Genomic DNA, 25084 nt, shown 5'->3' on the forward strand with positions numbered 1-25084 from the left:
GCTACACCTCCAGCCGGGCGCGCCGGTCGAGCGGACGCGCAAACAATTCGGCGAGGTCGCCTGCCTGCTCGTAGCCCTGGATCGGCGTGAACAGCAGCTCGATCGACCACTTCGTGGTCAACCCCTCGGCTTCCAGCGGGTTGGCGAGGCCGAGGCCGCACACCGTCAGATCCGGCCGGGCCGCGCGGCAGCGGTCGAGCCCGTCGTCGAGGCTCTGGCCCTCCACCACAGCGGTGCCGCTGGGGAGCCATTCGAGTTCGGCGGCGAGGTGGCCGCGATGCAGATAGGGCGTGCCGACCTCGATCAGCTCGGCGCCCATCTCCCGCGACAGGAAGCGGGCGAGCGGCACTTCGAGCTGCGAATCGGGGAAGAAGAACACCCGCTTGCCGGCGAGCTTTTCGGCATACGCCGCCAGCGCCTGACGGGAACGGCGCAGGCCCGGCGCCGTCACCGCCTCGAAGCGGACGGGATCGACGCCGAAAGCTTCGGCCGCCGCGCGGAGCCACCCGGTCGTGCCTTCCGCACCCAGCGGAAACGGGGCGGCGATGCGCTGGCCCCCGCGCTCTTCCAAGGCACGCGCGGTGTCTGCGAGGAAGGGCTGGGCCAGGAGAAAGCGCGTGCCGCGTCCGATCGCGGGCATCTGGCCGGCGCGCCGCGCCGGCAGGAAGCGGGCGGCGATCCCGAGATCGCAGAACAGCCGTGCGAACTGGTCCTCGACCACGTCGGCGAGCGCGCCGACGACGAGGAGTTCATCCGTCGCCGTCGCCTCGGGCAGTTCCGGCACGAGCGAGGCGAGGCAGGCATCCTCGCCCTGCGTGAAGGTCGTCTCGATACCGGAGCCCGAATAGTTCAGCACCCGCACGTCCGGGGCGAGCCGCCGCGACAGCCGCTGGGCTGCCCTCGACAGGTCGAGCTTGATCACCTCCGAGGGGCAGGAGCCGACGAGGAACAGCAGCCGGATGTCGGGACGCCGCTCGATCAGCCGCGTCACCACCCGGTTGAGTTCCTCGTTCATGTCGGCAAGGCCGGCGAGATCGCGCTCGTCGATGATGGCGGTGGCAAAGCGCGGCTCGGCGAAGATCATCACGCCCGCTGCCGACTGGATCAGGTGGGCGCAGGTGCGGGAGCCGACGACGAGGAAGAACGCGTCCTGAATCTTGCGGTGGAGCCAGACGATTCCGGTGAGGCCGCAGAACACCGCCCGCTGGCCGTGCTCGGCGCGGACGGTGACGCCGCACTCGCTGGCGGGAAGGGGCGCGCGCGCATTCACCGGGCCGCCTCCCCGGCGAGGGTGAGGGAGGCCGGCGCTTCGAGCCGCGCCGCCCGCAGCTTCAGCAGGAACTGGCCGGCATTGATGAGGTAGGCGGCGTAGGCGGCGAGCGCGAGGACCAGCAACCCTTCCGTATCGAGCCAGCCGAGGCCGAGTGCGGCGAGATAGGCCGTGTGCAGCGCCAGCACGAGCATGCTGAACACGTCCTCCCAGTAGAAGGCCGGCGCGAACAGGTAGCGGCCGAACACGACCTTCTCCCAGATCGAGCCCGTGACCATGATCGCGTAGAGAACGAGGGTCTTGGCGACGACGGAGGCGTTGGCCGCCGCGGCTCCCTCACCTGTGGCGAGGGTACGCAGGACGAGACCGAGACTCACCGCGAAGACGAGAAACTGCAGCGGAGCCAGAACCCCCTGCACCAGCGTCCAGCGCGACGCGTCGCGTCGCTGACGCTGAGCGCTGGTGTAGAGCGGTTGTTGCCGGCCCTGGTGCTGACGCATGGCGTCCGCCCTCGCTCGCCCTTCGGCCCCGTCTTCGGACGCCTCGACGCCCTGAACCTAGGCCTGGCTGCCCAAAAGTGTCAACTCAAGTTGACGGTCATCGAAGATTACATTTCTGTCGGCGTCATTGGGGCCGGGGATTGCCAATCGTGAGCGGAAGCGTATCGTTGGGATACACGCGTCCGTTGCCCTGGTGCCGATCAGCGCATTAAATTGCACGCTGCATCCACCGAGCCGCATCCTCAGGGAGACGCCCATGGGCGACTGGAGGCATTTCGGCGAGCGTCTCGAGTTTCCTGCCGTGTCACCGGAATGCGGTGTCGTGGCCGAGCCGCTTGTCCCCTCGGCGTTCGAGCAGCAGCCCGACGGACACGGGATGCGACGACAGTTGGCTAGCGTGGTTGAGGCGGAGATTCTGCCCCGGCTGATGCTGGCTCACCGCGATCGGGCGACGCCGCGACCCCCTTCCGTTGGGCACCGGCCGACACCGGACGAGGTCCAGCGCTTGAGCGACCTGCTGCTCGCCCGCACCGACACCGATCTCGCGCCCCATCTCCTACGCATCCTCGACGAGGGGCTGACCCTAGAAGGGATGTTGGTCGATCTGCTAGCGCCGGTGGCGCGGCATCTCGGGTGGCTCTGGGAGGAGGATGCCTGCGATTTCGTTGACGTAACCGTGGCCCTCGGGCGCCTCCAGGCCGCGACGCGCGACTTGTGTGCGCGGTTCGAGAACGATGCGGTCGATCCTGCGGGGCGCAGCATCCTCCTGCTGCCCGGTCCGGGTGAGACGCATGTTTTCTGTCTATCGCTGGTCGCGACCATCTTCCGCGAATCGGGGTGGGATGTGACCACCACCGGTGCGCAATCGAACCTCGACGCGGTGGACCTCGTCCGCATGGAATGGTTCGACATCCTTGGGCTGACGCTGTCCTGCGACGTGTTCCTGCCCGCCCTCACGGATCGGATTCGTGCCCTGCGGGCCGCTTCGTGCAACACGCGGATCAAAGTCTTGGTCGGCGGCCCCTATTTCGCCCGGAATCCTGATCACGTCCGCCTTGTTGGCGCGGATGGCACAGCGGAAGATGGGCGTCTTGCACCGCTCATTGCGGAAAGCTTGCTTGAAATGCGGACGCGAGCCTGTTGATAAGGGCGCTTCCAGCGCCATCACAAAGTGTTGACCTTGAGCAGCTTGGCGAGCCCTTCTCCTCGGCGCCCCTCTTCGGCGCTGCAACAGGCAGCCGGTCTCCTCGATGGCGAGGCGGCCGGGCTGCTGATTGCTGCCACCTCCGATCTCTCCCTCGTGGTCGATCATCACGGTATCATCCGCGATACCATGGCCGGCCGGGCCGATCTTGAGGGGCAGGGCATCGAATCCTGGCTCGGAAAGCCCTGGATCGACACGGTGACCGTCGAGAGCCGGCCCAAGATCGATGCGCTGCTGCGCGATGCGGCGCCCGGTACGATGACCCGCTGGCGGCAGGTCAACCATCCCTCTCCCACCGGTACGGACCTGCCGATTCGCTACGCCACGCTCCGTCCGCAGAAGGATGGGCCGATCATCGTGGTCGGGCAGGATCTGCGGACGATCGCTGCGCTTCAGCGCCGTCTGGCGGAGACGCAGCAGGCGCTGGAGCGGGATTACGACCGCCTGCGCACCGCCGAGACCCGCTACAAGCTGCTGTTCCAGCTCTCCGGTGAGCCGGTTCTGGTGGTCGATGCCGGCACACGGCGGGTGACGGAGATCAACCCGGCGGCGATGCGGCTGCTCGGCCGGCCGCAGAAACGCGTGATCGGCCAGGATGCGGCGGACCTGTTCGACGCGGGCAGCCTGCGGGACCTGCAGAGCTTGTTTGCCGGCCTGCGCGTCACCGGGCAGGCGACGGATCTCGTCGCGCCGTTGGCCGGCGGCCGGGGCGACGTCCGAGTCTCCGCCTCCCTGTTCCGTGGCGAGGGCACGACCTCGGTGCTGTTGCGCCTCGCCACACTGGTTCCGGCGGCGCCGGAGCGCGTCGAGTTCGGACGTGGCGCGCTCGACATCATCCAGCGGATGCCGGAGGGCTTCGTCGTCACCGACGCCGCGCGCCGTATCCTCACCGCCAACACCGCCTTCCTCGATCTCACCCAGCACGCCACCGAGGAGCAGGTCCGCGGCCGGACCCTCGACACTTGGCTCGGCCGTGGGGAAACGGACGCGCTCGCGCTGTTCGCGATGCTGCGCGATCACGGCTCGGTGCGCCATTTCTCGACGGCGATGCGCGGCCAGTACGGCTCGATGGAGGAGGTGGAGGTCGCCGCCGTCTCCACCTCTCACGCCGATCAGCCCTGTTTCGGCTTCACCGTTCGCGCGACCCCGCGGCGGGCGGCCCCGGTTCATGCCGGCGGCGGGCACGACCTGCCGCGCTCGGTTGAGCAGATGACCGAACTCGTCGGGCGCGTCTCCATGAAGGCTCTGGTGCGCGAGACGACCGACCTCATCGAGAAGCTGTGCATCGAGGCGGCCTTGCGAATCACGCGCGACAACCGCGCCTCTGCGGCGGAGATGCTCGGCCTGAGCCGTCAGGGTCTCTACGCGAAGATGCGCCGCTACGGCATCGGCGACCTCGACGGCAACGACCCTGAGTTGACGTCTTAGGCCATTTCCCGGCGATCGGCGCTATAATGCATCGATCAAAAACGAGTGACATCGGCATCTTATTTGAGGTCGTGTGTAAAGCTTGATTGACACATGCGGCCCCGCGGCCGTAGCTTTCGAGCATGGCAACGCCCGCGCCGAGCGCCATCGTCGAGCTTCTCAAGCCCATCACGTGGTTCGCACCGATGTGGGCGTTTGGCTGCGGGGTCATCTCCTCCGGTCAGACTCCATCCGGGCAGTGGCTGGTCATCGCCGCGGGCGTGCTGCTCGCCGGACCGCTGGTTTGCGCCACGAGCCAGGCCGCCAACGACTGGTTCGATCGCCATGTCGATGCCATCAACGAGCCTGACCGGCCGATCCCTTCGGGACGCATTCCCGGCCGCTGGGGCCTTTATCTCGCCGCGGGCTGGACGGTCCTGTCGCTGGCCGTCGCCGCGATGCTCGGACCCTGGATCCTCGGTGCCGCCCTGTTCGGCCTCGTGCTCGCCTGGATCTACTCGGCGCCTCCGTTCCGGCTGAAGCAGAACGGCTGGTGGGGCAATTCGGCGGTGGCGCTCTGCTACGAGGGGCTGCCCTGGTTCACCGGCGCCGCGGTGATGGCCGCCTCAATGCCCGACCGGCGGGTGCTTCTCGTCGCCCTGCTCTACTCGGTCGGCGCGCACGGCATCATGACCCTCAACGACTTCAAGTCGGTGGAGGGGGACCGGGCCATGGGCCTGCGCTCGTTACCGGTGCAACTCGGCTCCGATCGCGCGGCGCGCTTCGCCTGCCTCGTCATGGCCCTGCCGCAGATGGTGGTGGTCGCGCTCCTCCTCCATTGGGAGCGTCCCTGGCATGCGGCGCTGATCGGCGCCCTGCTCGTGGGGCAGCTCGTCCTGATGACGCATTTTCTGAAGGCGCCCCGCGCCCGCGCCGCTTGGTACAACGGCACCGGCACGACGCTCTACGTCTTCGGCATGTTGGCCTCGGCTTTTGCCCTGCGCCCGCTCGTGCAAGGGCTGGCGCCATGACCGACATGCCCGCCGCCATCGCTCGGCCCTATCCTCGATCGTTCTCTTGGCTCCAGATCGTTCGGCTCGGTCTCGTCCAGACCGCGCTCGGGGCGGTCGTGGTTCTCATGACATCGACCATCAACCGGGTGATGGTGGTGGAACTGGCGCTGCCCGCGATCGTGCCCGGTGCCCTCGTCGCCCTGCACTACGCCACGCAGGTGCTGCGGCCACGCTGGGGCTACGGCTCCGATGTCGGGGGGAGGCGGACGCCGTGGATCGTCGGCGGCATGGCCGCGCTCAGCCTCGGGGGTTTCGGCGCGGCGGCCGCGACCGCGCTCGCGGCGAGCCATCTCGCCGCCGGCCTCGCACTCGCCGTCCTGTCCTTCCTGCTCGTCGGCATGGGCGCAGGCGCGGCGGGCACCTCGCTTCTCGTCCTGCTCGCGACCGGGGTGGAAGCCGGGCGCCGGGGCGCGGCGGCGACCATCGTCTGGGTGATGATGATCGCCGGCTTCGCCGTGACCGCGCCGCTGGCCGGCCACTTCCTCGATCCGTTCTCGGGCGCGCGGCTCGTCGCCGTGTCGGGCACCGTCTCCCTCGTCGCCTTCGCCGTGGCTGTGCTGGCGGTGACTGGCATCGAACCGCGCCGCCCCGAAGCCGCCGGCCGGGCCGAGACGAAGCCGCCGTTCCGCGCGGTGCTGGCGCAGGTGCTGGCTGAGCCCGCGGCCCGGCGCTTTACTCTGTTCATCTTCGTCTCGATGCTCGCCTACAGCGCGCAGGAGCTGATTCTCGAGCCCTATGCCGGCCTCGTCTTCGCGATGACACCGGGCGCGACGACCAAGCTCGCCGGGCTTCAGCACGGCGGCGTGCTCGCCGGCATGCTGTTCGTGGCCGGCTTCACCGTGTTCATCGGCGGACCGGTTCTGGGTTCGCTGAAGCTCTGGACGGCCGTCGGCTGCGGACTTTCGGCTTTGGCGCTCGGGACGATCGCTGCCGGCGGGCCGATCGGGCCCGACTTTCCCTTACGCGCGGCGGTGGCCGGCCTCGGCTTCGGCAACGGCGTCTACGCCGTGGCGGCGATCGGTTCGATGATGGCGCTGGCCGGGCGCGGCGGCGAGGCCGAGCGCGGCACTCGCATGGGTGTCTGGGGCGCGGCCCAGGGCGTCGCCTTCGGGGCTGGCGGCTTCCTCGGCACGCTCGCGGTCGATCTCGCCCGCCTCGTCGCCTCCGAACCGGTCTACGCCTACGCGGCGGTGTTCGCGGCGGAAGGTGTGCTGTTCCTCGTCGCCCTGCTCATCAGCCTGCGCGTCGAGCACGTCACCGTCGGCCGGCGGCACAACCCACTAACCGAGACGGCCTCCTTCCAGCTCAATTCCGGCTTCGAGGCGCGGTAACGCCATGACAGACCACGACGCTTCCGAAATCTTCGACGTCGTGGTGGTGGGGGGCGGCCCCGCGGGGGCGATCGCGGCCGCCGACCTCGCCGCCTCCGGGCGGCGGGTGCTGCTCCTCGACAAGGCGGGGCGGATCAAGCCCTGCGGCGGCGCGATCCCGCCGCGGCTGATCCGCGACTTTGCGATTCCCGACGCGCTCCTCGTCGCCCGTATCCGGTGTGCCCGGATGGTGGCGCCGAGCGCCTGCTCGGTCGACATGCCGGTCGGCGACGGCTTCGTCGGCATGGTCGATCGCGAGCATTTCGATCCGTATCTGCGCGAGCGCGCGGCGCTGGCCGGGGCGGACCTGCGCGACGGCCTGTTCGAACGCATCTCCCGCGAAAGCGCGGGTCTCGCCACGGTGCATTACCGCTCCGGCAAAGGCGGCGAGGAACACCGGGTGCAGGCCCGCCTCGTCGTCGGCGCCGACGGTGCGACCTCCACGGTCGGACGAGCCGAGATTCCGGGGCATGCCCGGATGCGACAGGTCTTCGCCTATCACGAGATCGTCCGGCGCCCCGCGGAGACTGGGCACGACGGCGCGCGCTGCGATGTCTACTACCAGGGCCGCCTCTCGCCGGATTTTTACGCCTGGATCTTTCCGCATGGCGAGACCGTCAGCGTCGGCACCGGCAGCGCCCGCAAGGGCTTCTCCCTGCGCTCCGCGATCCGCGATTTGCGCGCCGACACCGGCCTCGATGCTTGCGAGACGATCCGCCGGGAGGGCGCGCCGCTTCCGCTCAAGCCGTTGCGGCGCTGGGACAACGGACGCGACGTGCTGCTCGCGGGCGACGCGGCGGGCGTCGTCGCGCCGGCTTCCGGCGAGGGCATCTACTACGCGATGCTCGGCGGTCGCCTTGCCGCGGAGGCGGCAGGTGCCTTCCTCGCCACCGGCGATGCCCGCGCCCTCGCCCAGGCGCGGAAGCGGTTCATGCGGCTGCACGGACGCGTCTTCTGGATCCTCGGGATGATGCAGTGGGTCTGGTATCGCAGCGACACCCTGCGGGAGCGCTTCGTCTCGATCTGCAAGGACAAGGACGTCCAGCAGCTCACCTGGGACGCCTACATGAACAAGGAACTGGTGCGCGCCAAACCCGCCGCGCATGCACGGATCTTCTTCAAGGATCTCGCGCACCTGTTCCGCTGGGTCTCGCCGTGAGCGGCCTGCTGGCCGGCGGATGGGGACCGCCCGTCGTCGCCGCCCTCGTGGCGCTCGCCGTCGCGGTGGCGGGCGGGGTCGCGACCCGGACGGACGCTTGGTATCGCCGCCTGCGCGTTCCCGGATGGAAGCCGCCAGACTGGGCTTTCGGGCCGATCTGGACCGTGATCTTCGTTCTCACCACCGCCTCTGCGATCATCGCCTGGAACGCCGATCCGGACCCGGCCGCGCGGGGCCGGCTCGTCACGGTCCTCGCCGTCAACGGCGTGCTCAACATCGCCTGGAGCGTGATCTTCTTCCGGCTGCGTCGGCCCGATTGGGCCTTTGCCGAGGTGCTGCTGCTGTGGCTCTCCATCCTCGCCGTGATGGTCACCGTCGGGCAGGTCTCGACGCCCGCAGCCCTGCTCAACCTTCCCTACCTCGCCTGGGTCAGCACCGCTGCCTGCCTGAACCTCACCATCATCCGGCTCAATCCGCGCTTCGGGCCGCGCTTCGGGAGCGCGTGATCCGTGGACGAGTTCTTCGCCCCGCTCTTCGCCTCCGGGCGGATCGTCGATGCCATCCTCGTGCTGGTGGTCGTTGAGGCGCTGGTGCTGCTCGGCGCGCGCGCCCGCTGGGGCCGCGGACCGGCACCGGGGGCACTGCTGAGCAACCTCGCCTCCGGTGCGGCGCTGATGCTGGCCCTGCGGGCGGCGCTCATCGGCACGGCGTGGCCCGGCATCGCGGTTTGGCTGGCCGCGGCGCTCGCCGCGCATCTCGCTGAGATGGTGATCCGCTTTCGTCGTGACGGAGCGGTGGCGTCGCCGGACTGTGACAAGCTGGCCCGGAACAACCAGAAGTGGCGAACGTTCGGTGCGCGTCCGCCGATGACTTAGAACGATACTTTATCGAGGCCCTCGACATCTGGAGATCGGGTTCATGACACGCCTCAATGCCCTGGGCTCCGGTTGGCTCGCCGTCGCCGCCCTCCTCTCGGTTGGCACGGCTCACGCGCAGGAGGCGGATGCAGACCTGATCAAGCGCGGCGAATATCTGGCGACGGCGGGCGATTGCACCGCCTGCCATACCAAGACCGGCGGCAAGTACATGGCCGGCAATTTCAAGCTCGATACGCCGATCGGGGCAATCAAGACCCCCAACCTCACGCCGGATGAGGAGACCGGCATCGGCAAGTGGAGCTACGAGACCTTCGAAAAGGCGTTCCGTCACGGCATCGGCGACGAGGGCGAGTATCTCTACCCGGCTTTCCCCTTCTCTTGGTACACTAAGGTTTCGGACGACGACACGAAAGCGATCTTCGCCTACCTCAAGTCTCTCACGCCGGTGAAAGAGAAGCGGGAGGACAACGAGATCCCCTTCCCGTTTAACGTCCGCACTGCTCTGATCACGTGGCGCACCGCCTTCTTTACCGAAGGGCGTTTCGAGCCCGATCCGAAGGCCAGCGCGGAGGTGAACCGCGGCGGGTACTTGGTCGAAGGCCTTGGCCATTGCGGCATGTGCCACAACGAGCGGAAGCTCGTCGGCAATTCGAGCCTGGCCGGTCGGTTCGGCGGCGGCGTCATCGACGGCTGGTACGCGCCCAACATCACCCCAGACGGGCATCAGGGCATCGGCGCCTGGAGCGACGAGGAGGTCGTCAGCTACCTCAAGACCGGCACGGCCCCCGGCAACCTGCCGGGCGTGGCCGCCGGCCCGATGCGCCAGACCATCGAGGAATCGCTTTCCAAGATGACCGACGCCGACCTCAAGGCGATGGTCGCCTATCTGCGCACGATTCCGGCCAAGCAGACCTACAAGGAAAAGGATCTCCAGGCCTTCAACCAACCGGGGGCGCCGGGCGCTGACACCTACCTCACCTATTGCTCCTCCTGTCACCGACCGGACGGCAAGGGCGTCGAGGGCGCGATTCCGGCACTGGCCGGCAACACCTCGATCCAGTCCGGCGGCCCCGAGACCATCATCAACGTGATCGTCGGCGGTCTCTCCGCACAGAGCGGCTACGCACCGATGCCGGCCATCGGCCAGGAGATGACCGACCAGCAGATCAAGGACGTCACCGACTACATCCGCAATTCCTGGGGCAACAAGGCTCCGGTCGTGTCGGAATCCGGGGTCGTCGCGACCGCGCGTGGGAAGATCAAGACGATGATGGCCGGCAACGCGCCCTGCTCGACCATCGAGAACGAAGGGCTCAAGGCCAGCATCGAGGAGGCCGCCGGCGGCGACGCGCTGAAGGGGCTGAAGCCGAACGATTTCGTTCCCGTCCTCGCCCGCATCGCCCCGCAGGTGAAGGCCGCCGCGCCCGAGGCTGGCGACGACGCCGTGGTCAACGGGCTGCTCTCGGCCTTCTGCAAGGCGAATCGCAGCAACCAGGATGCGGAGCCCCTGCCCTGGGCGGCGACCATCGGCTCGTTCGGCAACATCGCCTACAGCCAGGTCAAGAACCCGGAGAAGCGGGCGGAAGCGAGCCCCGGCCAGCCGCCGGCCTCGGGGGCGACACCGCCTAAGCCTTGATTCCGGTTTTTACGCCCTACCATTGGCTGATGCGGTCACCGTTCCGTAACGCGCGGACGGTGAGCCGCGAGGGATCGCACGACGGATCCTGATCGAGCATCGTCCCGAAAGGTGGTTGCCGGCTTTCGGAAAAAGATGATGCAAAAGCAAAAGCCTCGATGGGAGTGCGAGCCTATGCAACTCGGCATGATCGGCCTCGGCCGGATGGGCGGCAACATCGTCCGCCGCCTCCTGCGCGACGGCCACACGGCCGTGGTCTACGACCGCGATCCGAAAGCGGTCGAAGCCTTGGCTGCTGAGGGTGCGACACCCGCCTCCAGCCTGGAGGATCTCGCCGCCAAGCTCGAAGCGCCGCGTACCGCCTGGGTGATGCTGCCGGCCGGCCATATCACCGAGGAGACGGTGACCGCGCTCGGCGGTCTCCTGAGTGCCGACGACTGCATCATCGACGGCGGCAACTCGTTCTATCAGGACGACGTGCGCCGGGCCCGCGACCTCGACGCCAAGGGGATCCACTACATCGATGTCGGCACGTCCGGCGGCGTGTGGGGCCTGGAGCGCGGCTACTGCATGATGATCGGCGGCCACAAAGAGGCTGTGGATCGGCTCGATCCGATCTTCCGCACGCTGGCGCCGGGCCTCGGCGAAATCCCGCGCACGCCCGGCCGCGAGGAGCGCGATCCGCGCGCCGAGCAGGGCTACATCCATGCCGGCCCGAGCGGCGCCGGGCACTTCGTGAAGATGATTCACAACGGCATCGAGTACGGCCTGATGCAGGCCTATGCCGAGGGCTTCGACATCCTTCGCCACGCCAACGCCCCCGATATTCCGGAGGCCCGCCGGTTCGATCTCAATCTCGGCGACATCGCCGAGGTCTGGCGGCGGGGCAGCGTGGTCTCCTCCTGGCTCCTCGATCTGACGGCCGCCGCCCTGGCAGGCGACGAGCGTCTCGAAGGCTTCTCCGGTTACGTTGAGGATTCCGGCGAGGGCCGCTGGACCATCAATGCGGCGATCGAGGAGGCGGTACCGGCCACCGTCCTTTCCAGCGCCCTCTACCGCCGCTTCCGGTCCCGCGAGGATGAGAGCTACGCCGACAAGCTGCTCTCGGCGATGCGCCAGGGCTTCGGCGGCCACAAGGAGCCGCCGCGCCGGGGGCCCGCGCCATGATTTCGCTTCCCCCGAACACCGAGCTGATGGCGGATGCCGAGGCGACGGCCCATGCGGCGGCCGAGCATCTGCTGGCGATGGCCGAGAGCGCGGAGGGCGAACCCATCGCGATTTGCCTCTCCGGCGGCTCGACCCCGAAGCGGCTCTACAAGCTGTTGGCCTCCCCGGGCTTTGTCGAGCGGGTGCCGTGGGCGCGCATCCACTGGTTCTTCGGCGATGACCGGGTGGTGCCGTGGGACGATGCGTTGAGCAACGTCCGCATGGTCCGGGAAGCGTTCGGCCATGCCGCGCCGGTGCCGGCGACGCATCTGTACTTCATCCCCTCCGATCACGGAGCCGAGGCCGGCGCGCGGGCCTACGAGAAGACTTTGCGCGACTTCTACGGGGCTGGAGAGCTCGATCTCGAACGACCGCTGTTCGATCTCGTGCTGCTCGGCCTCGGCAGCGATGGCCATACGGCCTCGTTGTTTCCGGGCAAGCCGGCTCTTTCCGAACGCACGGCCTGGGTCGCGCCGGTTCCGGAAGCGGGATTGGAGCCGTTCGTGCCGCGCATCACCCTGACCTTTCCGGCTCTGGCCTCCTCGCGCTCGGTGCTCTTCCTCGTCAACGGTGCGAGCAAGCGCGAGCCGCTGCAACGGCTCGCCGACGGCGAGGATCTGCCGGCGCGGCATGTCGAGAGTGCCGGGCGCGTGACCTGGTATGTCGATCGCGACGCGGCCGCAGCCTGACCGACGGCCGAACGGCCGCGATACGCCCTCTGCGGCCGGCGCTTTCGCCTCATTTCCGACGTCGGTCCTACCCGTGTATGAACGGCTGATCCTCGTTCAACCGGAGTACTCCGATGGTAGGAGCCGAAGACGCCGCCATGCGGGATTCCTGGCCGCAGCTCCGTCAGTCGCGCCCCGCTCTGCGGCGTAGCCGTATCTTGCCGGGGCCGCTGAAGTCGCTCGAACGGCGCAGCCGGAGGCCGGTCTGGGGCGTGAGTCTCGGCGTGGTCGGCCTTTCGCTCGTCGCGACCTGGGCGATCGCATCGCAGATCCGTTCGAGCCCCGCCGACGCGCCTCACATCACCGCTGCGCCGGTCGCCGAGCCGCTTTCGGACGCCTCGCAGCCTGCCCGCATCGTCGGCGCCGCACTGGCACCGCAAGTCGCACCGGCGCCCGAGCTGCCGGTTGCGGTCGAGACGCCGTCCTCGGCGTCGCCCGCAGTCGAGGCTTCCGAGGAACGGCCACCGGCTGCCTCTCTGGCGGCTGCACCGGCTCCGGCTCCGAAGCCCGTGGCTGCTCTTCCGGCCGAACTCGGCACCCTGCCGGTTCTGGAACTCGACGAGACGACGTTCGACGCGATGCAGGCTCCGGCTCTGGAGAACCGCTCCCGCAGCGTCACGCGGACTCCGGCAAGGCCGTAAATCCAGAGTCCGAAACAATGACGCCCCCGGTCGCGACGCGAGCGGGGGCGAATTTGTGTGTGGTGTCCGGCGCTTCGACCGCGCCGGATCTTTCGTTTGGGTCTGGCTTGCCTCAGGCGGCCAGCGGCATGTCGTCCTCGGCCTCGGCCGCCATGAACTGAGCCCGGGCGAGCGTGGCGAAGCGCTGGTTGAGGGCGACCAGCTCGTCGAAATTGCCGGCCTCGACGATCTTGCCGTTCTCGAACACGAGGATGCGGTCGGCGTTGCGGATCGTGGCGAGGCGGTGGGCGATCACGAAGGTCGTGCGTCCCTCCATCACCGTCTCCAGCGCCTGCTGCAGCTTGCGCTCGGTCGCCGCGTCGAGGGCGCTGGTCGCCTCGTCGAGGATCAGCATCGGCGGGTTCTTCAGCAGCGCCCGCGCGATCGAGAGGCGCTGGCGCTCGCCACCGGACAGCGACCGGCCGCGCTCGCCGATGATCGTGTCGAGCCCATCGGGCTGGCGCGCCATGAACTCGCTGGCCTGAGCCCGATCGAGAGCATCGAGCATCTCGGCATCGGTCGCGTCGGGGCGGCCGACCTGGAGGTTCTCGCGGATCGAGCGGTTGAACAGCATCGGCTCTTGGAAGACGACGCCGATGTTGTGGCGCAGGCTCGACAGGCCGATGTCGCGGATGTCGATGCCGTCGATGCGGATGGCGCCGGCATCGGGATCGAAGGTCCGGTGCAGCAGGCCCAAGGTGGTGGACTTGCCCGAACCCGTGGTGCCGACGAGCGCCACCGTCTCGCCGGGGCGGGCGGCGAAGGACACGCCGTCGAGCGCGCTGCGGCGGCCGTCATAGGAGAAGGCAACCTCGTCGAAGGTCACCTCGCCCTCGAACCGGGCGACCTGCTTGGCATGCGGCCGGTCGCGGACGGTCGGCACGGTGTCGAACACCTCGAAGAACTCGCGCATCTTCGGAGCCTGCATGAACACGCCGTTCACGAAGGTCACGACGTGGTCGAGCTTGGTCACGAGCATGGTGGCGAGGCTCATGAAGGCGACGATCTCGCCGACCGTGGCCGCGCCCTTCTGGTGCAGGGCGATGCCGGTGATGAAGATGGCGGTCATGGTCAGCGTGCCGGAGGCGCGGGTGGCGACGTTGGCCAGCGCCCACCACGACAGGACCGGGATCTGCACGCGGAGCAGGTCCTGGATGATGGTGCGCATCGCCTCCTTCTCGGCGCGCGCACGGGTGAAGGACTGGATTACCGCGACGTTGCCGAGCGCGTCGGAGGCATGGGCGGCCAGCCCCGACTGGAACTCCTCGACCTCGCCCTGAAGCGTCTCGGTCCGGCGCAGGACGTAGCTGGCGAGCGCCGTGAATGCGAGAACCAGCACGACGAGGATCGCGCCGAGCCGCCAATTCACGAACAGCGTCAGCGGCAGGAGCACGCCGACGGAGAGCAGCGCGGAGAAGTGCTCGCGGAAGAAGTTCAGCCAAACCCAGGCCATGGCATTCGTGCCTTCCAGCATCGCCTTCAGGACGCGGCCGGAATGGTTGGACGAATGGAAGGCGATCGGCAGTTCGAGCACGTGCTCGAAGAAGTTCGCCATGGTCGAAAGCCGGTTGCGGTGGGCGAGCCGGTCGGAATGCAGCGCGATCGCGACGCCCGCCCCGATGGTGAACAGGCCGAACACGACCCATGCGATGATCCAGGGCGCCAGCGCGGTGGCGGGCGCGTCCTTGGAGAGATGGGTCAGGCCGTCGATGATGCGGCCCATGATCAGCGGCTCGGCAAAGGCTGCCACCGCGAGCGCGACATTGGCCGCGATCAAGCCGGCGGCCAGCCGCTTTTCCGCTCCCAGCAGGCCGAGCACCCGCGCATAGAGGCGAATCATCGACATCGTGCTTTCGCTCCCCGCCCCGTCCGGCCACAAGCCGTGGGGATCTCAACGTTGGAACCGGAACGTCCCGGCGCCGCCCCACCGAGAGCCTGCGGTTCTCCGCGCAGGGCCACTCGGTCAATCGGCACGGGGACTTATGGCTCCCCGCCCCTGAACGGCACATGACGGGGAACGGTCGCTTCCTCCAAGCCCCTTTACCGTTCCTTCAGCCTGTTTTTTTAGAAGTTGAGCACGGCCTGCACGATTGGCCGGGCTTCGGACATCGGCGTCATGGATCTCGCAACCGGTATCGGGCTTGTCGGCGGGGTCGGCGTGGTGTTCACGCTGATCATGATCGACGGCGGCAACTTCGCGGCCTACTTCGACAAACACGCCGTGATCGTCATCTTCGGCGGCGCGATCGCCGCGACGATGATCCGCTTTCCCTTCTCGACCATGCTGCACGGCCTGCCGATGGGCCTGCGCTACGCCTTCACCATGCGCTCGGTGAAGCCGCACGAACTGATCGAAGAGATCACCAAGATCGCCGACGTCGTGCGCAAGTCCGGCCCGATCGCCCTGGAAAACATGGAGATTTCCGATCCGTTCCTGGCCCAGGGCGCGCGCTACATCGCCGACGGCTACGATCGCGACTTCATTCGCGACACGATGGAGCGAGACCGCGACAACTTTCTGATGCATCTCGATGAGGGCTCGAAGATCTACCGCGCCTTCGGCGACTGCGCCCCGGCCTGGGGCATGATCGGCACCATCCTCGGCATGGTGACGATGTTTGCCAACATGTCCGATCCCTCGAAGCTCGGCCCCGCCATGGCGACCGCGCTGCTCGCGACGCTCTACGGCGCGCTGATCGCCAACATGATCACCCTGCCGATCGCCGACAAGCTGCACGTCAAGCTCGAGGAGGAGGACGTCTCGCGCTCCCTCATCATCGACGGCATCCTGCTGATCCGCGATCAGAAGAGCCCCTCGCTGGTGCGCGAGATGCTCATTGCCTACCTGCCGGCCAACCACCGCGAAGAACTCGCTGCGGAAGCGGCGTAACGGGGGTTTGAGCGGTGGCCAAGAAGAAGCGCGGCGGCGCCCATGGCGGTCACGGCTGGTTCGTGACCTTCGCCGACTTGATGGCGCTCCTGATGAGCTTCTTCGTCATGATCGCCGCCTACTCGACGCAGGACCAGAAGAAGCTCCAGGTCGTCGCCGGCTCGATGCGCGACGCCTTCGGCGTGAACAAGGAATCGAAGTTCGCCGGTATCCTGGAGAGCGAAGGAATTCCGACCGCGGACAAGTTCAAGCACCTGCGCGACGTGCCGCCCGAGCGCGCCACCGATCGCACTACGCCGCCGCAGATCGATAGTGGCCTCGACGACGGCATCCCCGACCGCGGCTATCCCGACGCCTTCGGCCAGGCCGCCGCCTCCCTGCGGCAGGCGATGCAGGATATGCCGGAAGTGGCGGAATTGTCGAAGAACGTCATCATCGCGCCGAACCGGAAGGGGCTCGACGTCTCCATCGTCGATCAGGACGGCCGCTCGATGTTCCCCGAAGGATCGAGCCGTCCCAACGACCGCACCCGCCGGCTGCTCGAACGACTGGCGCCGACGCTGATGAAGCTGCCGAACCGCATCGCCGTGACCGGCTTCACCGCGACCACCCGTCCCGGCACCCGCGACACCGCCCCGCCCTGGGAACTCTCGGCCAACCGCGCCCTGAGCGTGCGCGACGTCCTGGCCGGCGCCGGCCTGCCGGACGACCGCTTCGCCTCGGTGACGGGCAAGGCGGACACCGAACCGATGTTTCCCGACAATCCCTATCTCGCGGCCAATCGCCGGGTCACGGTCACGCTTCTCGCCGAGCCGCCGCCGACGCCGAACGGCAAAGCCGTACCCTGAGGGCGCCTGCGCCGAACGCGGCTACTTGGCGACCAGCAGCGCCCAGTAGACCTTGTATTTGGAGCCCGGCGCGTAAGCGGTGGCGATGCCCATCCGCGTCGCCTCGGGCGACAGCATGACCGCCCGGTGCGGAGGGCTGTCGCGCCAGCCCGAGAACGCCTCTGCGAGCGTGTGGTAGCCGGCTGAGAGGTTCGCATCCGCCCCGTCATAGCCGAGCCGGGTCACGGCCGCGCGCACCGTCTGGCTCTTGCTCGGGCGATCGGAGGCGGCCATGGCGGCGGCCTCTGTCTCGGCGAGCCGCTGCAATTCGGGATCGATGACGAGCGGGGCGGCGCCGTTGTTGCTGCGATAGGCCGAGATCATGTCCCGGGCCGCCGCCGTATCCACCGCGGTGCTGCCGGTGGTGAGCGGCAGGTACATGCTCGGCAGCCCGGTCGTGTCGGGCGTCATCTTCCCCGCACAACCCTGAAGCAGGGCGACGAGGGCGAGGACCGCAGGCGCGGCCAGGAAGGTCTGACGTCCGAGCACGACAACGGCTTTCCGGTGAACAGGGGAATGAGGTGGCCCCTGCGCCCGGTAAACTCAAGTGTATCGGTGCCGCCGGCCCCGATATCCTCAGGACCGGCGGCGTTTTTCCGTGGGACGCTCGTGCCTATCCGTGGCGCCGACGGTTCACATCCTGCGATTCGTTCGCCGGGCTGCGGGGAGCGGTTTCCTCCGGCGCTGAACTCTTCCTGGCATCGTCTGCTCCGGACGCCGCCGGCGCGATCACCTGCGTGGTCGAGCTGCCGACTGCGTGAGCGATCTGTCCGAGCGCGTCGCGAACCGGTTCCAGACCCTGGACGGTGATGAAGCTCGAAGCCGGGCCCATCGGCGGGATGAACTCGGCGTCGGCCAGGGTCTTGAACACCGAGAAATTGAGGTCGCTCTGCACCTTCTGGCCGAGGTTGACGTCGACCACCATGGCAACCAACTCGAACTCCAGGAAGGGATCGCCGATCTTCTTGAACACCACCCGCGGCGGCGGCTCCTTGAGCACGTCCGGATGGGCCTTGGCGCAGGCGACCATCATCTCGGCGGCCTGGACCGGATCCTTGCTGCGCAGGACGCTGACGGAGAGGATGACTCGGCCGGTTCGGTCGCCGCGCACGCGGTTCTTCACGATGCCGGAGATCAGGTTCGAGTTCGGCACGATGACGGCCGAGCGGTCGAAGGTCTGGATTTCGGTGGAGCGCACCGAGATCCGCTTCACGATGCCCTCGCTGTCGCCGATCAGCACCTGATCGCCGACCCGGATCGGACGCTCCCAGAGCAGCAGCAGGCCCGAGACGAAGTTGTTGACGATCGACTGAAGACCGAAACCGATACCGACCGAGAGCGCGCCAGCGACGATGGTGAGCTTCTCGAGGCTGAGGCCCAAATACGAGAAGGACAGCGCCAGGGCGACCAGGAAGCCGACATAGCCCGCGACCGTCGAGATCGAGTTGCGCAGGCCGGCATCGAGGTCGGTCGCGGGCAGGTAGGTGTTCTCCAGCCAGCGCTGCACGCCGCGGGTGATGAACACGCCGACCCCGAGGATGCCGATGCCGTAGGCGATGGAGGACAGCGAGATCGTGACGTCGCCGACCTTGAAGCCGAAGAAGGCCGTGCGGATCGAGGAGAACACGTCCGTCGAATCGAGCCCCCAGGGCGCGAGCGTCAGGAGCGCCGCCACGGCGATCAGCACGACCCGGCCGAAGCCCGTCACCAGCACCGCGATCTGGTTGAGCGAGCGCTTGCGCAGCCCGGTATTGGCCTGGAGCGTGGTGGCGAGGCGGGTCTCCTCGCACAGCGAGCCGCCGATCAGCACATCGACGCTCATGATGAGGAGCCAGAGCAGGACGAGGACGCTCGCGCTCCAGATCAACTGATCGACGAGGAAGGCCGAGAGCGCGACGTAGCCCACGAAGGGGGCCACCGCGATCACCGCGACCGCGACCCAGCCGAGCAACCGCAGCGGCCCGCCGATATTGGCCGAGGTATCGGTGCCGACATAGGGGCCGAAGCACTCTTCCTCCTTCTCCGCGGTGTCGGCGAAGCGATGGAGGCCGATTGCGAGCAGCAGCGCGGCCGTGACGGCCCCGATGCCGCGGGTGGCGATGGAGATCGGCAGCGCGGCGTAGATCGCCGAGTTCAGCGCCTCGGTCGATTTCGACACCGTGATGACCACGGCGATGCTGACGGCGAGCGCGTTGATCCGCCATGCCGCGGCGTCCGAGACCGGCGCCGGACGCCAAGCCGGCTTGTTGACGGCGAGCAGCGCGTCGGCGGTCGCCTCGACGAAGGCGATGAAGGCGATGCCGCCGAGAATGATGCTGGCGACCGGCAGGAACCGAGCGGGCAGCAACTCGGTGACGTCCAGGGCGTAATAGACCGCGTAGCTGCCCGCCAGCGCCGGCAACGTGCCGAGCAGGAGCACGCGCCACGCACCCAGAAGCTTGGCACGCTTCGACGGCGTGGTGACGTTGATGTCCCGGCGGCCGAGCGCCGGGGCGATGTTGCGGCGCCCGAAATAGAGGGCGAAGGATAGGCCGAAGGCGAGGCCGAGAACAAGCAGGTTCCACAGGGTGCCGTTGCGGCGGAACAGAGAGACGGTGTCGTCGACGCCGCTGCGCAGCGAGCTGAGGTCCCGTGGAATGTCGGCAGCGACCCGCATCCAAAGGTCGGGGCTCAACAGCGAGGAGCTGCGCTCGAACAGGCCGCGGGTGAAGGCGGCGCGACGGCGATTCGAGATCTGATCGACGATTTGGTCGCTCTGCACCAGCAGCGACTTGGCCAGGCGCTGGGTGCCGTCGATGTCGTTGACCGCCTGCTCGCGCTCGGCCCGCTCACGGGCGACCTCCTCGCCCTCCTCGCCCTCCTTCGGCTTCGGGCCGATTTGCGTCAGCCGCTCGCGCGCGGCTTCCAGCCGCGGCCCGAGCAGCTCGATCACCGACCGCAGCCGATCGGCGAGCGGGTCGAGCCCGTCGCGAGCGCGGGTCAGGTCGCCTGCCCCGACATTCTGTCCGGAAATCGCCTTTTCCCGCGATTCGAGATCCGCCTTGATGGCGTCGAGCCGGTCGCGGAGCGTTTGCAGCGCCTCCGAGACGGGCACCTTGGGCGCGGCCGGCTTGGGAGCCGGCGCGGCCTGCCCGTCCGCCGCAGGCGGTTGCCCGTTCGCCGGCGCCGCCGTCTGGTGCTTCGGGGCCGGTGCCGACTGAGCGGCCGGCGCCGGCGCGCTAGGCGGAGTCCCCTGCCCCACGGCCGCATTCGGCAGCAGAGCCGCCGCGGTCAGTGCCGCGATCAGGGCCTTGCTGCGCATCATATGGCGGACACGGGTGAGAAGGGAGTGTCGTAGCATCGTCGTCCTTCGCGGGGGAACGGGATCGCGTCGGGTGATCGGCGCCAGGGCAGCCTGGCCGGCCGGTTCGCGGATGGTGTCGCGCGCGACCACAGCCGTCTGCGCCGCGCTCATGGGGCTCGGTATCCCGCACAGCCCTTGAGCTAGGGGCACGGCGTGACTTGCCGAGGGGCGCGCCGCGAAACTTTTTGCAACGCACAACGGCGCGTCGGCCCGGCCTGTCTGCCCGCGTAATGGGGCAAAAGCGTGCGGAACGGAGCGATCGACGGCAATTCAAAGGAAAATCATTGGCCGCGACGTCACGGACGGTCGGTTCGCCTTCACAAGCTTGTCACGCTGATATTACACTAAGCCGCGATGGACTTGGCCATATCCTCACGCAGCGAGGAGGCGGCGCTGATCGTCCGCCCCGCCACGCTTCGGTTCGAACCGGCAGGATTCGCCGGTCGGGGAAGCTGTTGGCGTCAAGATCCCTCCCAACCTTTCGATTCCCGCCAACCCGCCCGAGCGCCACGCGCTGAGGCCATGGGTTCGGCGCGAGCGCGCGCGACAGCCTGCGAACTTGCGGCCGTGCCGGGGCGTCGTGCCCTCCGGCACGGTTCCGAGGCGCCCCCTGGGCTCCGGTTGTCGCGGGTACGGCATGGCCCTTCGGACCTTCGGCGTCCGAGGCCGAGGCGCCCGAGGGGCGCCGTCACGAGCAGTGAGTGGCGTCGATGATCGATCTGCAAACCCTGGTGCTCAACGCGGATTACAGGCCGCTTTCCTACAACCCGCTCTCGTTGTGGTCCTGGAAGGACGCATTCACGGCGCTGTTCCTCGATCGCGTCACTTTGGTCGCGAACTACGATGTCGAGGCGCACAGTCCAAGCCGGTCCCTCAAGGTGCCGAGCGTGGTCGCCCTCAAGAGCTACGTCGCGCTGGCCCGCAGCCCGGCCTTCACCCGCTACAACATCTACCTGCGCGACACCTTCTCCTGCCAATATTGCGGCCTGCGTCTCCCTTCGGGCGGGCTGACCTTCGATCACGTCGTGCCCCGCTCACGCGGCGGCCTCTCCACCTGGGAGAACGTCGTGGCGGCCTGCTCACCCTGCAATCTGCGCAAGGCCAATCGCACGCCGCACGAGGCCGAGATGCCCCTGCTCAACGAGCCGCACCGGCCGACGCGGCACGAGCTGCACCGCCGCCAACCGGAATTCGACCACCGCCAGTATCACCATACCTGGCTCGACTACCTTTACTGGGACAGCGAGCTCGACAGTTGACCGCGCGTCAGCGCAACGGCTGCGGCGGCTCGTTGAACATCGGCTGATTGGTCGGCCGCGGCACGTAGGCCCGGACGGCGAACCGCTCGACCGGCGGCGACGCACGAAAGCGCGGGCGCGGATCGCGGTAGGGCATCTCCAGGGGGAGTGCCGTGACGGCGGGGCGTGTCCTGAGATGCCGGCTGCGGCTCTCGGCTTGCGCGTGCGTCATCGCGGCTGAGAAGCCGGCGAGCGTCGCGGCCGTGAGCAGAAGCAGATGGCGCATGGCGGCTCTCCGGTCTCGGTCGCGCATCAGAACTTGATGGCGGCGCCGCCACGCACGGTGTTCAACTCGGCCTTATGGCCCTGGAAGTCGTTGAACAGGACGTATTGATACTCGCCGCGGAGCAGGAAGTTCGGCGTGATGGCGTATTCGAGGCCACCACCGACGGCGATGCCGGTTACGGTGACCTTCTTTGTCGTTCCATGGACCGTGCCAGGGGCTGGGATGCTGCCAGGCGGATTATTTTGGTAGAAGACCGAGTAGCCTTCGTTGTCGATGTATGATTTCGTAGTACCCGTCTGATTGGTGGCATAAATTGTATTGTTGTAGCCGTAATTCTGAATTGTAACTGTGTTATGGACAGTCGCCCGACCGACTGCCACGCCGCCTGTGACGAAGGGAAGGAGATTGCCAAAGGCGTAGCCAAGTCGGCCTCTGATCGTCCCATAATCTTGAATTTTGGTGCTGGCTTGGCCGCTCAGATCGACGGTCCTAAGGTAGTTGTCCTTCGTGATCATGTAGCGGGCGATTTGATCGGAGGTGGTTCCACTCTGACCAAAGTACGTATAATCGGCCTCGAAACCAACGACGACATCTTCGAACTGGTAGTTGACACCGGCAAACACGCCGTAGCTGGCGCCGCCGGAATGGGTCGAACGAGCTGCAAGAAGCTGGGATGCGTTCATTTCAGCTTCCACGACGCTATACCGGAGCGCGGTTGCGACAATCGGCTGGAAGGCGTTGCCGAAGCCGAGGGCGGCCGACGAATAGCCGCCATGGCCGCCGACATAGAACCCGCTCCAGTCGATGATCGGAGCCGGTGCCGGGTAATCATCGTCGTAGCCGCGCAGCACGCCGTAATCGAGATCGGCAGCGAGAGCGGGTGAAACCAGAACGGTCGTCAGTAGAGCCAGGGTCGCGATACGCATCGTCGTCGTCCTCACGCACCGGGCCGTTGCTGCGCCGGGCTGACCCGTTCGTACTAGTTCAGTAACCTTAATTTTTCGTGCCGGACCAACATTGGATGGCGTTCCGAGATCGCGGGATCCTGCCCTCTCCTATCGTTTTCGGCGCGAGGCGCAGACGTTCTGTGCGACGGCCCAAAACGAGAACGGCGCCCGGGGGCAAGCCCGGACGCCATGCGTTCCTAGGGAACGATCGGGATCGACTCAGTTGCCGAAGTTCCGAACGGGAGAGGCGAGCAGGCCGTCGGCGAAGCGGTAGCGAAGGCCGACCCGGAATTCGCTGGCCGTCAGATCCTTGACGCGGGTGAGGCCGCCGAACTCGTCCAGTCCACTGCGGATCCGGCCGAGATCGATGTAGCGGTAGGCTGCGTCCACGCTGAAGCCGGCACCGATGTCGTAGGACAGGCCGGCCGTCAGAGCCCAGGCGAAGGTCATGACCGAGTGGTTGGCGCGGAAGGCGGCGTTGCGCGGTCCCGTGCCCGCGGACCCGTCGCAACCGTCGATGAGGCAGGTGGTCTGGGTGTAGTTGCGGCTCATGCGCTTGTCGGCGAAGCCGACGCCCGCGCCGACGTAAGGCGTGAAGCCGTACCAAGTTCCGATATCGGCATAGACATTGACGAGGCCGGTCAGCACATCGACCTTGCCGGCTTCGAGATTGTAGCCGGTCTCGAACACCGAGCGCGAGGAGTAGCCGCGGAAGGACGAAGCGGCGCGCTGGTCGATGGTGGCATCGACGCGCAGCCACGGATTGATCTGGTAGCCGACGCCGCCGCCGTAACCGGTCTCGGAACTCAGGCGCAGCCCGACGAGCGGCGGCATGCCGGGATCGTTTGGATCGAGAATGGCGTCGTCGCGCGGGTGGTCGTACCAGCTCTGCGTGAAGTCGCCGCGTAGATACCAGCCGCTGCCGATGGTCACCGGCTCGACTTGGACGGGCGGCGGCGGGGGCGGCGGAAGAAGATCCGCCGCGGCAGCAGGGGACGCGAAGGAGCCGGTCAGAACCCCGAGGAGGGTGCCGGTCGCGAGCGTGGCCGCCAGCGCCAGACGATGCGATGCGATCATGGGAAGCCTCGTCTGAGGCAGCAGGAGATGTCCGCGCCTCGATTGAACGGCAGATTTGCCGATAAAGGTTATGATCGGCTTAACCTTAACCGGCAGGGATCCGGAGATTTCGCCGCTTGAAAACAAAGACGGCGCGGAGAGTGTCCGCGCCGTCACAATACAATCGGAGGTTCGGGAAGATCAGTACTTGCGCACCAGCGGAGGCGGCGGCGCGTAATCGACCGCGGCAACCGCGACCGGGGCGCCGAACAGGTAGCGCAGACCGACCTTGACGTCGTGGGCTTCCAGTTCCTTCACGCGATAGACGGTCTTCGGGCAGTCCGGAGCGCAGGTGACGACGCCGGTGGTGGCCTCGCCCATGTTGAGGTAGCGGTAGGCCGCCTCGAACCTGATGTTCTGCGTCACGGCGTAGCCGAGACCGGCATGAAGCGCCCAGGCAAAGTTCGTCCGCTCGTTGTGGCGGCCGATGCCGTAGCCCCCCTCATACGCGCCGAAGCCCTTGTCGGTCACGCCGCCGAAGCTGTGGTGGGCAACACCGACGCCGGCACCGACGAACGGCGTCACGCCGTACCACGTGCCGAGATCGACATAGCCGTTGGCAAGGCCGACGATGGAATCGAACTTCCCGCTCGTGACGTTGTAGCCGCCGGTATCGCCGAAGGTCTTGTCCTCGGCCACAAACGTCCACTTGCTGCGGAAGCGGTACTCACCGGTCGCATCGACGCGCAGCCACGGATTGATCTGATAGCCGACGCCGCCGCCGATGAAGTACTGGTTGGAGACCTTGTCCTGCACGACGGCGTAGTCGTACGGCTTGGGCGGATGCGAGACGTCCTCGGCAATGCTCTTGCGCAGGTCGAGCGATCCGTAGCCGCCATCGACGCGAAGATACCACCCGCCCGCGAACACTTCCGGCTCGGGCAGCGGCTCGGGCATGGGCGGCGGAGGCAGCAGGTCGGCGGCTTGTGCGAGGCAGGGCACCCCGACGCTCGCGAGGAGCGTGAGGGAGCGCGCCAATGCGAGAACTTTGGTGCGGCGGCGCATTACGATTTCCTTGACCCATCGAGCGCGCCGAAAATTGAAGGCCGGCCCGAGATGCGAATGCAAGGATGATCGAGGAAGGTTAAGTCGGCCTTAACGTAAAAAGTTAGCCTTGCCGATCCGTTGCCGTGATTGGCAAAGATGCCGGGAAATCAGTACCATCGCTGCTTGTGCTTTCCGCCGGTGACGGCCCCCGGCAGCGGATCGGCTCCGCCCTTCGCGTCGCCGATCCGATACCCGGTCTGGAACCGTTTCCGACCCCAT

At 67.6% G+C, this 25084-nt stretch carries 23 protein-coding genes; 14 read left to right on the forward strand and 9 right to left on the reverse strand.

The annotated features are described in order from the left end of the window. Position 1: 1 nt before the first annotated feature. Together MSPGM_RS24925 and bchF are read right to left on the reverse strand one after the other, a co-directional pair. Positions 2 to 1270 carry a ferredoxin:protochlorophyllide reductase (ATP-dependent) subunit N gene (locus MSPGM_RS24925; protein ID WP_003603758.1) on the reverse strand — a complete coding sequence of 423 codons (1269 nt, stop codon included), beginning with the start codon at positions 1268 to 1270 and terminating at the stop codon, positions 2 to 4. Further along, on the reverse strand, positions 1267 to 1770 hold the full coding sequence (bchF, locus tag MSPGM_RS24930) for a 2-vinyl bacteriochlorophyllide hydratase (protein WP_003603760.1): 504 nt from the start codon (positions 1768 to 1770) through the stop codon (positions 1267 to 1269). The genes MSPGM_RS24925 and bchF overlap by 4 nt, the downstream gene beginning before the upstream one ends. A 256-nt stretch (positions 1771 to 2026) precedes the next feature. Between bchF and MSPGM_RS24935 the strand changes: the two genes are divergently transcribed. From MSPGM_RS24935 to MSPGM_RS24985, 11 genes are all read left to right on the forward strand, one after another. After that, positions 2027 to 2914, forward strand: a complete 888-nt coding sequence (locus MSPGM_RS24935) for a B12-binding domain-containing protein (RefSeq protein WP_003603761.1) — start codon at positions 2027 to 2029, stop codon at positions 2912 to 2914. 27 nt (positions 2915 to 2941) lie between these two features. Beyond that, complete coding sequence (gene ppsR, locus MSPGM_RS24940) at positions 2942 to 4402, forward strand: transcriptional regulator PpsR (RefSeq protein WP_015857653.1); 1461 nt, start codon at positions 2942 to 2944, stop codon at positions 4400 to 4402. A gap of 122 nt (positions 4403 to 4524) precedes the next feature. Then, the gene (chlG, locus tag MSPGM_RS24945; RefSeq protein ID WP_003603763.1) at positions 4525 to 5412 is read left to right on the forward strand and encodes a chlorophyll synthase ChlG; all 888 of its coding nucleotides are present in this window, start codon (positions 4525 to 4527) and stop codon (positions 5410 to 5412) included. After that, positions 5409 to 6785, forward strand: a complete 1377-nt coding sequence (locus tag MSPGM_RS24950; RefSeq protein ID WP_015857655.1) for a BCD family MFS transporter — start codon at positions 5409 to 5411, stop codon at positions 6783 to 6785. Before chlG ends, MSPGM_RS24950 begins: the two co-directional genes overlap by 4 nt. Positions 6786 to 6789: 4 nt before the next feature. Then, entirely contained in the window at positions 6790 to 7983 is a 1194-nt protein-coding gene (locus MSPGM_RS24955) for a geranylgeranyl diphosphate reductase (RefSeq protein ID WP_003603006.1), read from the forward strand. After that, positions 7980 to 8489: a TspO/MBR family protein gene (locus MSPGM_RS24960; RefSeq protein ID WP_003603007.1), complete on the forward strand. Its 510-nt coding sequence runs from the start codon at positions 7980 to 7982 to the stop codon at positions 8487 to 8489. The genes MSPGM_RS24955 and MSPGM_RS24960 overlap by 4 nt, the downstream gene beginning before the upstream one ends. Before the next feature lie 3 nt (positions 8490 to 8492). After that, complete coding sequence (locus MSPGM_RS24965; RefSeq protein WP_003603008.1) at positions 8493 to 8858, forward strand: hypothetical protein; 366 nt, start codon at positions 8493 to 8495, stop codon at positions 8856 to 8858. A gap of 43 nt (positions 8859 to 8901) precedes the next feature. Next, complete coding sequence (locus MSPGM_RS24970) at positions 8902 to 10497, forward strand: c-type cytochrome (protein WP_003603010.1); 1596 nt, start codon at positions 8902 to 8904, stop codon at positions 10495 to 10497. A gap of 174 nt (positions 10498 to 10671) precedes the next feature. Further along, positions 10672 to 11664 carry a phosphogluconate dehydrogenase (NAD(+)-dependent, decarboxylating) gene (gene gnd / locus MSPGM_RS24975; protein ID WP_003603011.1) on the forward strand — a complete coding sequence of 331 codons (993 nt, stop codon included), beginning with the start codon at positions 10672 to 10674 and terminating at the stop codon, positions 11662 to 11664. Continuing rightward, positions 11661 to 12392, forward strand: a complete 732-nt coding sequence (gene pgl, locus MSPGM_RS24980) for a 6-phosphogluconolactonase (protein ID WP_003603013.1) — start codon at positions 11661 to 11663, stop codon at positions 12390 to 12392. The genes gnd and pgl overlap by 4 nt, the downstream gene beginning before the upstream one ends. 113 nt (positions 12393 to 12505) lie before the next feature. Then, positions 12506 to 13072, forward strand: coding sequence for a hypothetical protein (locus MSPGM_RS24985; RefSeq protein ID WP_003603015.1), 567 nt, complete (start codon positions 12506 to 12508; stop codon positions 13070 to 13072). A 112-nt stretch (positions 13073 to 13184) separates the two neighbouring features. Here MSPGM_RS24985 and MSPGM_RS24990 read toward each other — a convergent pair whose 3' ends face one another. Beyond that, the gene (locus MSPGM_RS24990) at positions 13185 to 14957 is read right to left on the reverse strand and encodes a glucan ABC transporter ATP-binding protein/ permease (RefSeq protein WP_015857657.1); all 1773 of its coding nucleotides are present in this window, start codon (positions 14955 to 14957) and stop codon (positions 13185 to 13187) included. A gap of 270 nt (positions 14958 to 15227) precedes the next feature. Between MSPGM_RS24990 and MSPGM_RS24995 the strand changes: the two genes are divergently transcribed. Beyond that, complete coding sequence (locus MSPGM_RS24995; protein ID WP_003603019.1) at positions 15228 to 16001, forward strand: motility protein A; 774 nt, start codon at positions 15228 to 15230, stop codon at positions 15999 to 16001. A gap of 14 nt (positions 16002 to 16015) precedes the next feature. Continuing rightward, complete coding sequence (locus MSPGM_RS25000) at positions 16016 to 16849, forward strand: flagellar motor protein MotB (protein WP_003603020.1); 834 nt, start codon at positions 16016 to 16018, stop codon at positions 16847 to 16849. A 21-nt stretch (positions 16850 to 16870) separates the two neighbouring features. Here MSPGM_RS25000 and MSPGM_RS25005 read toward each other — a convergent pair whose 3' ends face one another. Then, on the reverse strand, positions 16871 to 17377 hold the full coding sequence (locus MSPGM_RS25005; RefSeq protein ID WP_003603022.1) for a CAP domain-containing protein: 507 nt from the start codon (positions 17375 to 17377) through the stop codon (positions 16871 to 16873). A gap of 124 nt (positions 17378 to 17501) precedes the next feature. After that, positions 17502 to 20228, reverse strand: coding sequence for a DUF3772 domain-containing protein (locus MSPGM_RS25010; RefSeq protein WP_043767058.1), 2727 nt, complete (start codon positions 20226 to 20228; stop codon positions 17502 to 17504). 713 nt (positions 20229 to 20941) lie between these two features. Between MSPGM_RS25010 and MSPGM_RS25015 the strand changes: the two genes are divergently transcribed. Next, the gene (locus tag MSPGM_RS25015; RefSeq protein WP_003601528.1) at positions 20942 to 21490 is read left to right on the forward strand and encodes an HNH endonuclease; all 549 of its coding nucleotides are present in this window, start codon (positions 20942 to 20944) and stop codon (positions 21488 to 21490) included. A 7-nt stretch (positions 21491 to 21497) separates the two neighbouring features. Here the strand turns inward: MSPGM_RS25015 and MSPGM_RS25020 are convergent, their stop codons facing one another. The 4 genes from MSPGM_RS25020 to MSPGM_RS25035 form a co-directional block, all read right to left on the reverse strand. Then, positions 21498 to 21755 carry a hypothetical protein gene (locus tag MSPGM_RS25020; RefSeq protein WP_003601526.1) on the reverse strand — a complete coding sequence of 86 codons (258 nt, stop codon included), beginning with the start codon at positions 21753 to 21755 and terminating at the stop codon, positions 21498 to 21500. Positions 21756 to 21781: 26 nt separating this feature from the next. Continuing rightward, complete coding sequence (locus MSPGM_RS25025; protein WP_003601524.1) at positions 21782 to 22681, reverse strand: outer membrane protein; 900 nt, start codon at positions 22679 to 22681, stop codon at positions 21782 to 21784. Positions 22682 to 22921: 240 nt separating this feature from the next. Then, positions 22922 to 23779, reverse strand: a complete 858-nt coding sequence (locus MSPGM_RS25030) for an outer membrane protein (RefSeq protein ID WP_003601522.1) — start codon at positions 23777 to 23779, stop codon at positions 22922 to 22924. Between the two features lie 180 nt (positions 23780 to 23959). After that, on the reverse strand, positions 23960 to 24823 hold the full coding sequence (locus MSPGM_RS25035; RefSeq protein WP_003601520.1) for an outer membrane protein: 864 nt from the start codon (positions 24821 to 24823) through the stop codon (positions 23960 to 23962). Between the last annotated feature and the right edge of the window lie 261 nt (positions 24824 to 25084).

It is taken from the genome of Methylorubrum sp. GM97 (assembly GCF_024347855.1).
GTDB lineage: Bacteria > Pseudomonadota > Alphaproteobacteria > Rhizobiales > Beijerinckiaceae > Methylobacterium > Methylobacterium extorquens.

Excerpts from the sequence above, each read along its gene's own strand:
- bchF (WP_003603760.1), bottom strand. The coding sequence starts at position 1,770 with ATGCGTCAGCACCAGGGCCGGCAACAACCGCTCTACACCAGCGCTCAG.
- MSPGM_RS24935 (WP_003603761.1), top strand. The coding sequence starts at position 2,027 with ATGGGCGACTGGAGGCATTTCGGCGAGCGTCTCGAGTTTCCTGCCGTG.
- chlG (WP_003603763.1), top strand. The coding sequence starts at position 4,525 with ATGGCAACGCCCGCGCCGAGCGCCATCGTCGAGCTTCTCAAGCCCATC.
- MSPGM_RS24950 (WP_015857655.1), top strand. The coding sequence starts at position 5,409 with ATGACCGACATGCCCGCCGCCATCGCTCGGCCCTATCCTCGATCGTTC.
- MSPGM_RS24955 (WP_003603006.1), top strand. The coding sequence starts at position 6,790 with ATGACAGACCACGACGCTTCCGAAATCTTCGACGTCGTGGTGGTGGGG.
- MSPGM_RS24970 (WP_003603010.1), top strand. The coding sequence starts at position 8,902 with ATGACACGCCTCAATGCCCTGGGCTCCGGTTGGCTCGCCGTCGCCGCC.
- gnd (WP_003603011.1), top strand. The coding sequence starts at position 10,672 with ATGCAACTCGGCATGATCGGCCTCGGCCGGATGGGCGGCAACATCGTC.
- pgl (WP_003603013.1), top strand. The coding sequence starts at position 11,661 with ATGATTTCGCTTCCCCCGAACACCGAGCTGATGGCGGATGCCGAGGCG.
- MSPGM_RS24985 (WP_003603015.1), top strand. The coding sequence starts at position 12,506 with ATGGTAGGAGCCGAAGACGCCGCCATGCGGGATTCCTGGCCGCAGCTC.
- MSPGM_RS24990 (WP_015857657.1), bottom strand. The coding sequence starts at position 14,957 with ATGTCGATGATTCGCCTCTATGCGCGGGTGCTCGGCCTGCTGGGAGCG.
- MSPGM_RS24995 (WP_003603019.1), top strand. The coding sequence starts at position 15,228 with ATGGATCTCGCAACCGGTATCGGGCTTGTCGGCGGGGTCGGCGTGGTG.
- MSPGM_RS25010 (WP_043767058.1), bottom strand. The coding sequence starts at position 20,228 with ATGCTACGACACTCCCTTCTCACCCGTGTCCGCCATATGATGCGCAGC.
- MSPGM_RS25015 (WP_003601528.1), top strand. The coding sequence starts at position 20,942 with ATGATCGATCTGCAAACCCTGGTGCTCAACGCGGATTACAGGCCGCTT.
- MSPGM_RS25020 (WP_003601526.1), bottom strand. The coding sequence starts at position 21,755 with ATGCGCCATCTGCTTCTGCTCACGGCCGCGACGCTCGCCGGCTTCTCA.
- MSPGM_RS25025 (WP_003601524.1), bottom strand. The coding sequence starts at position 22,681 with ATGCGTATCGCGACCCTGGCTCTACTGACGACCGTTCTGGTTTCACCC.
- MSPGM_RS25030 (WP_003601522.1), bottom strand. The coding sequence starts at position 23,779 with ATGATCGCATCGCATCGTCTGGCGCTGGCGGCCACGCTCGCGACCGGC.
- MSPGM_RS25035 (WP_003601520.1), bottom strand. The coding sequence starts at position 24,823 with ATGCGCCGCCGCACCAAAGTTCTCGCATTGGCGCGCTCCCTCACGCTC.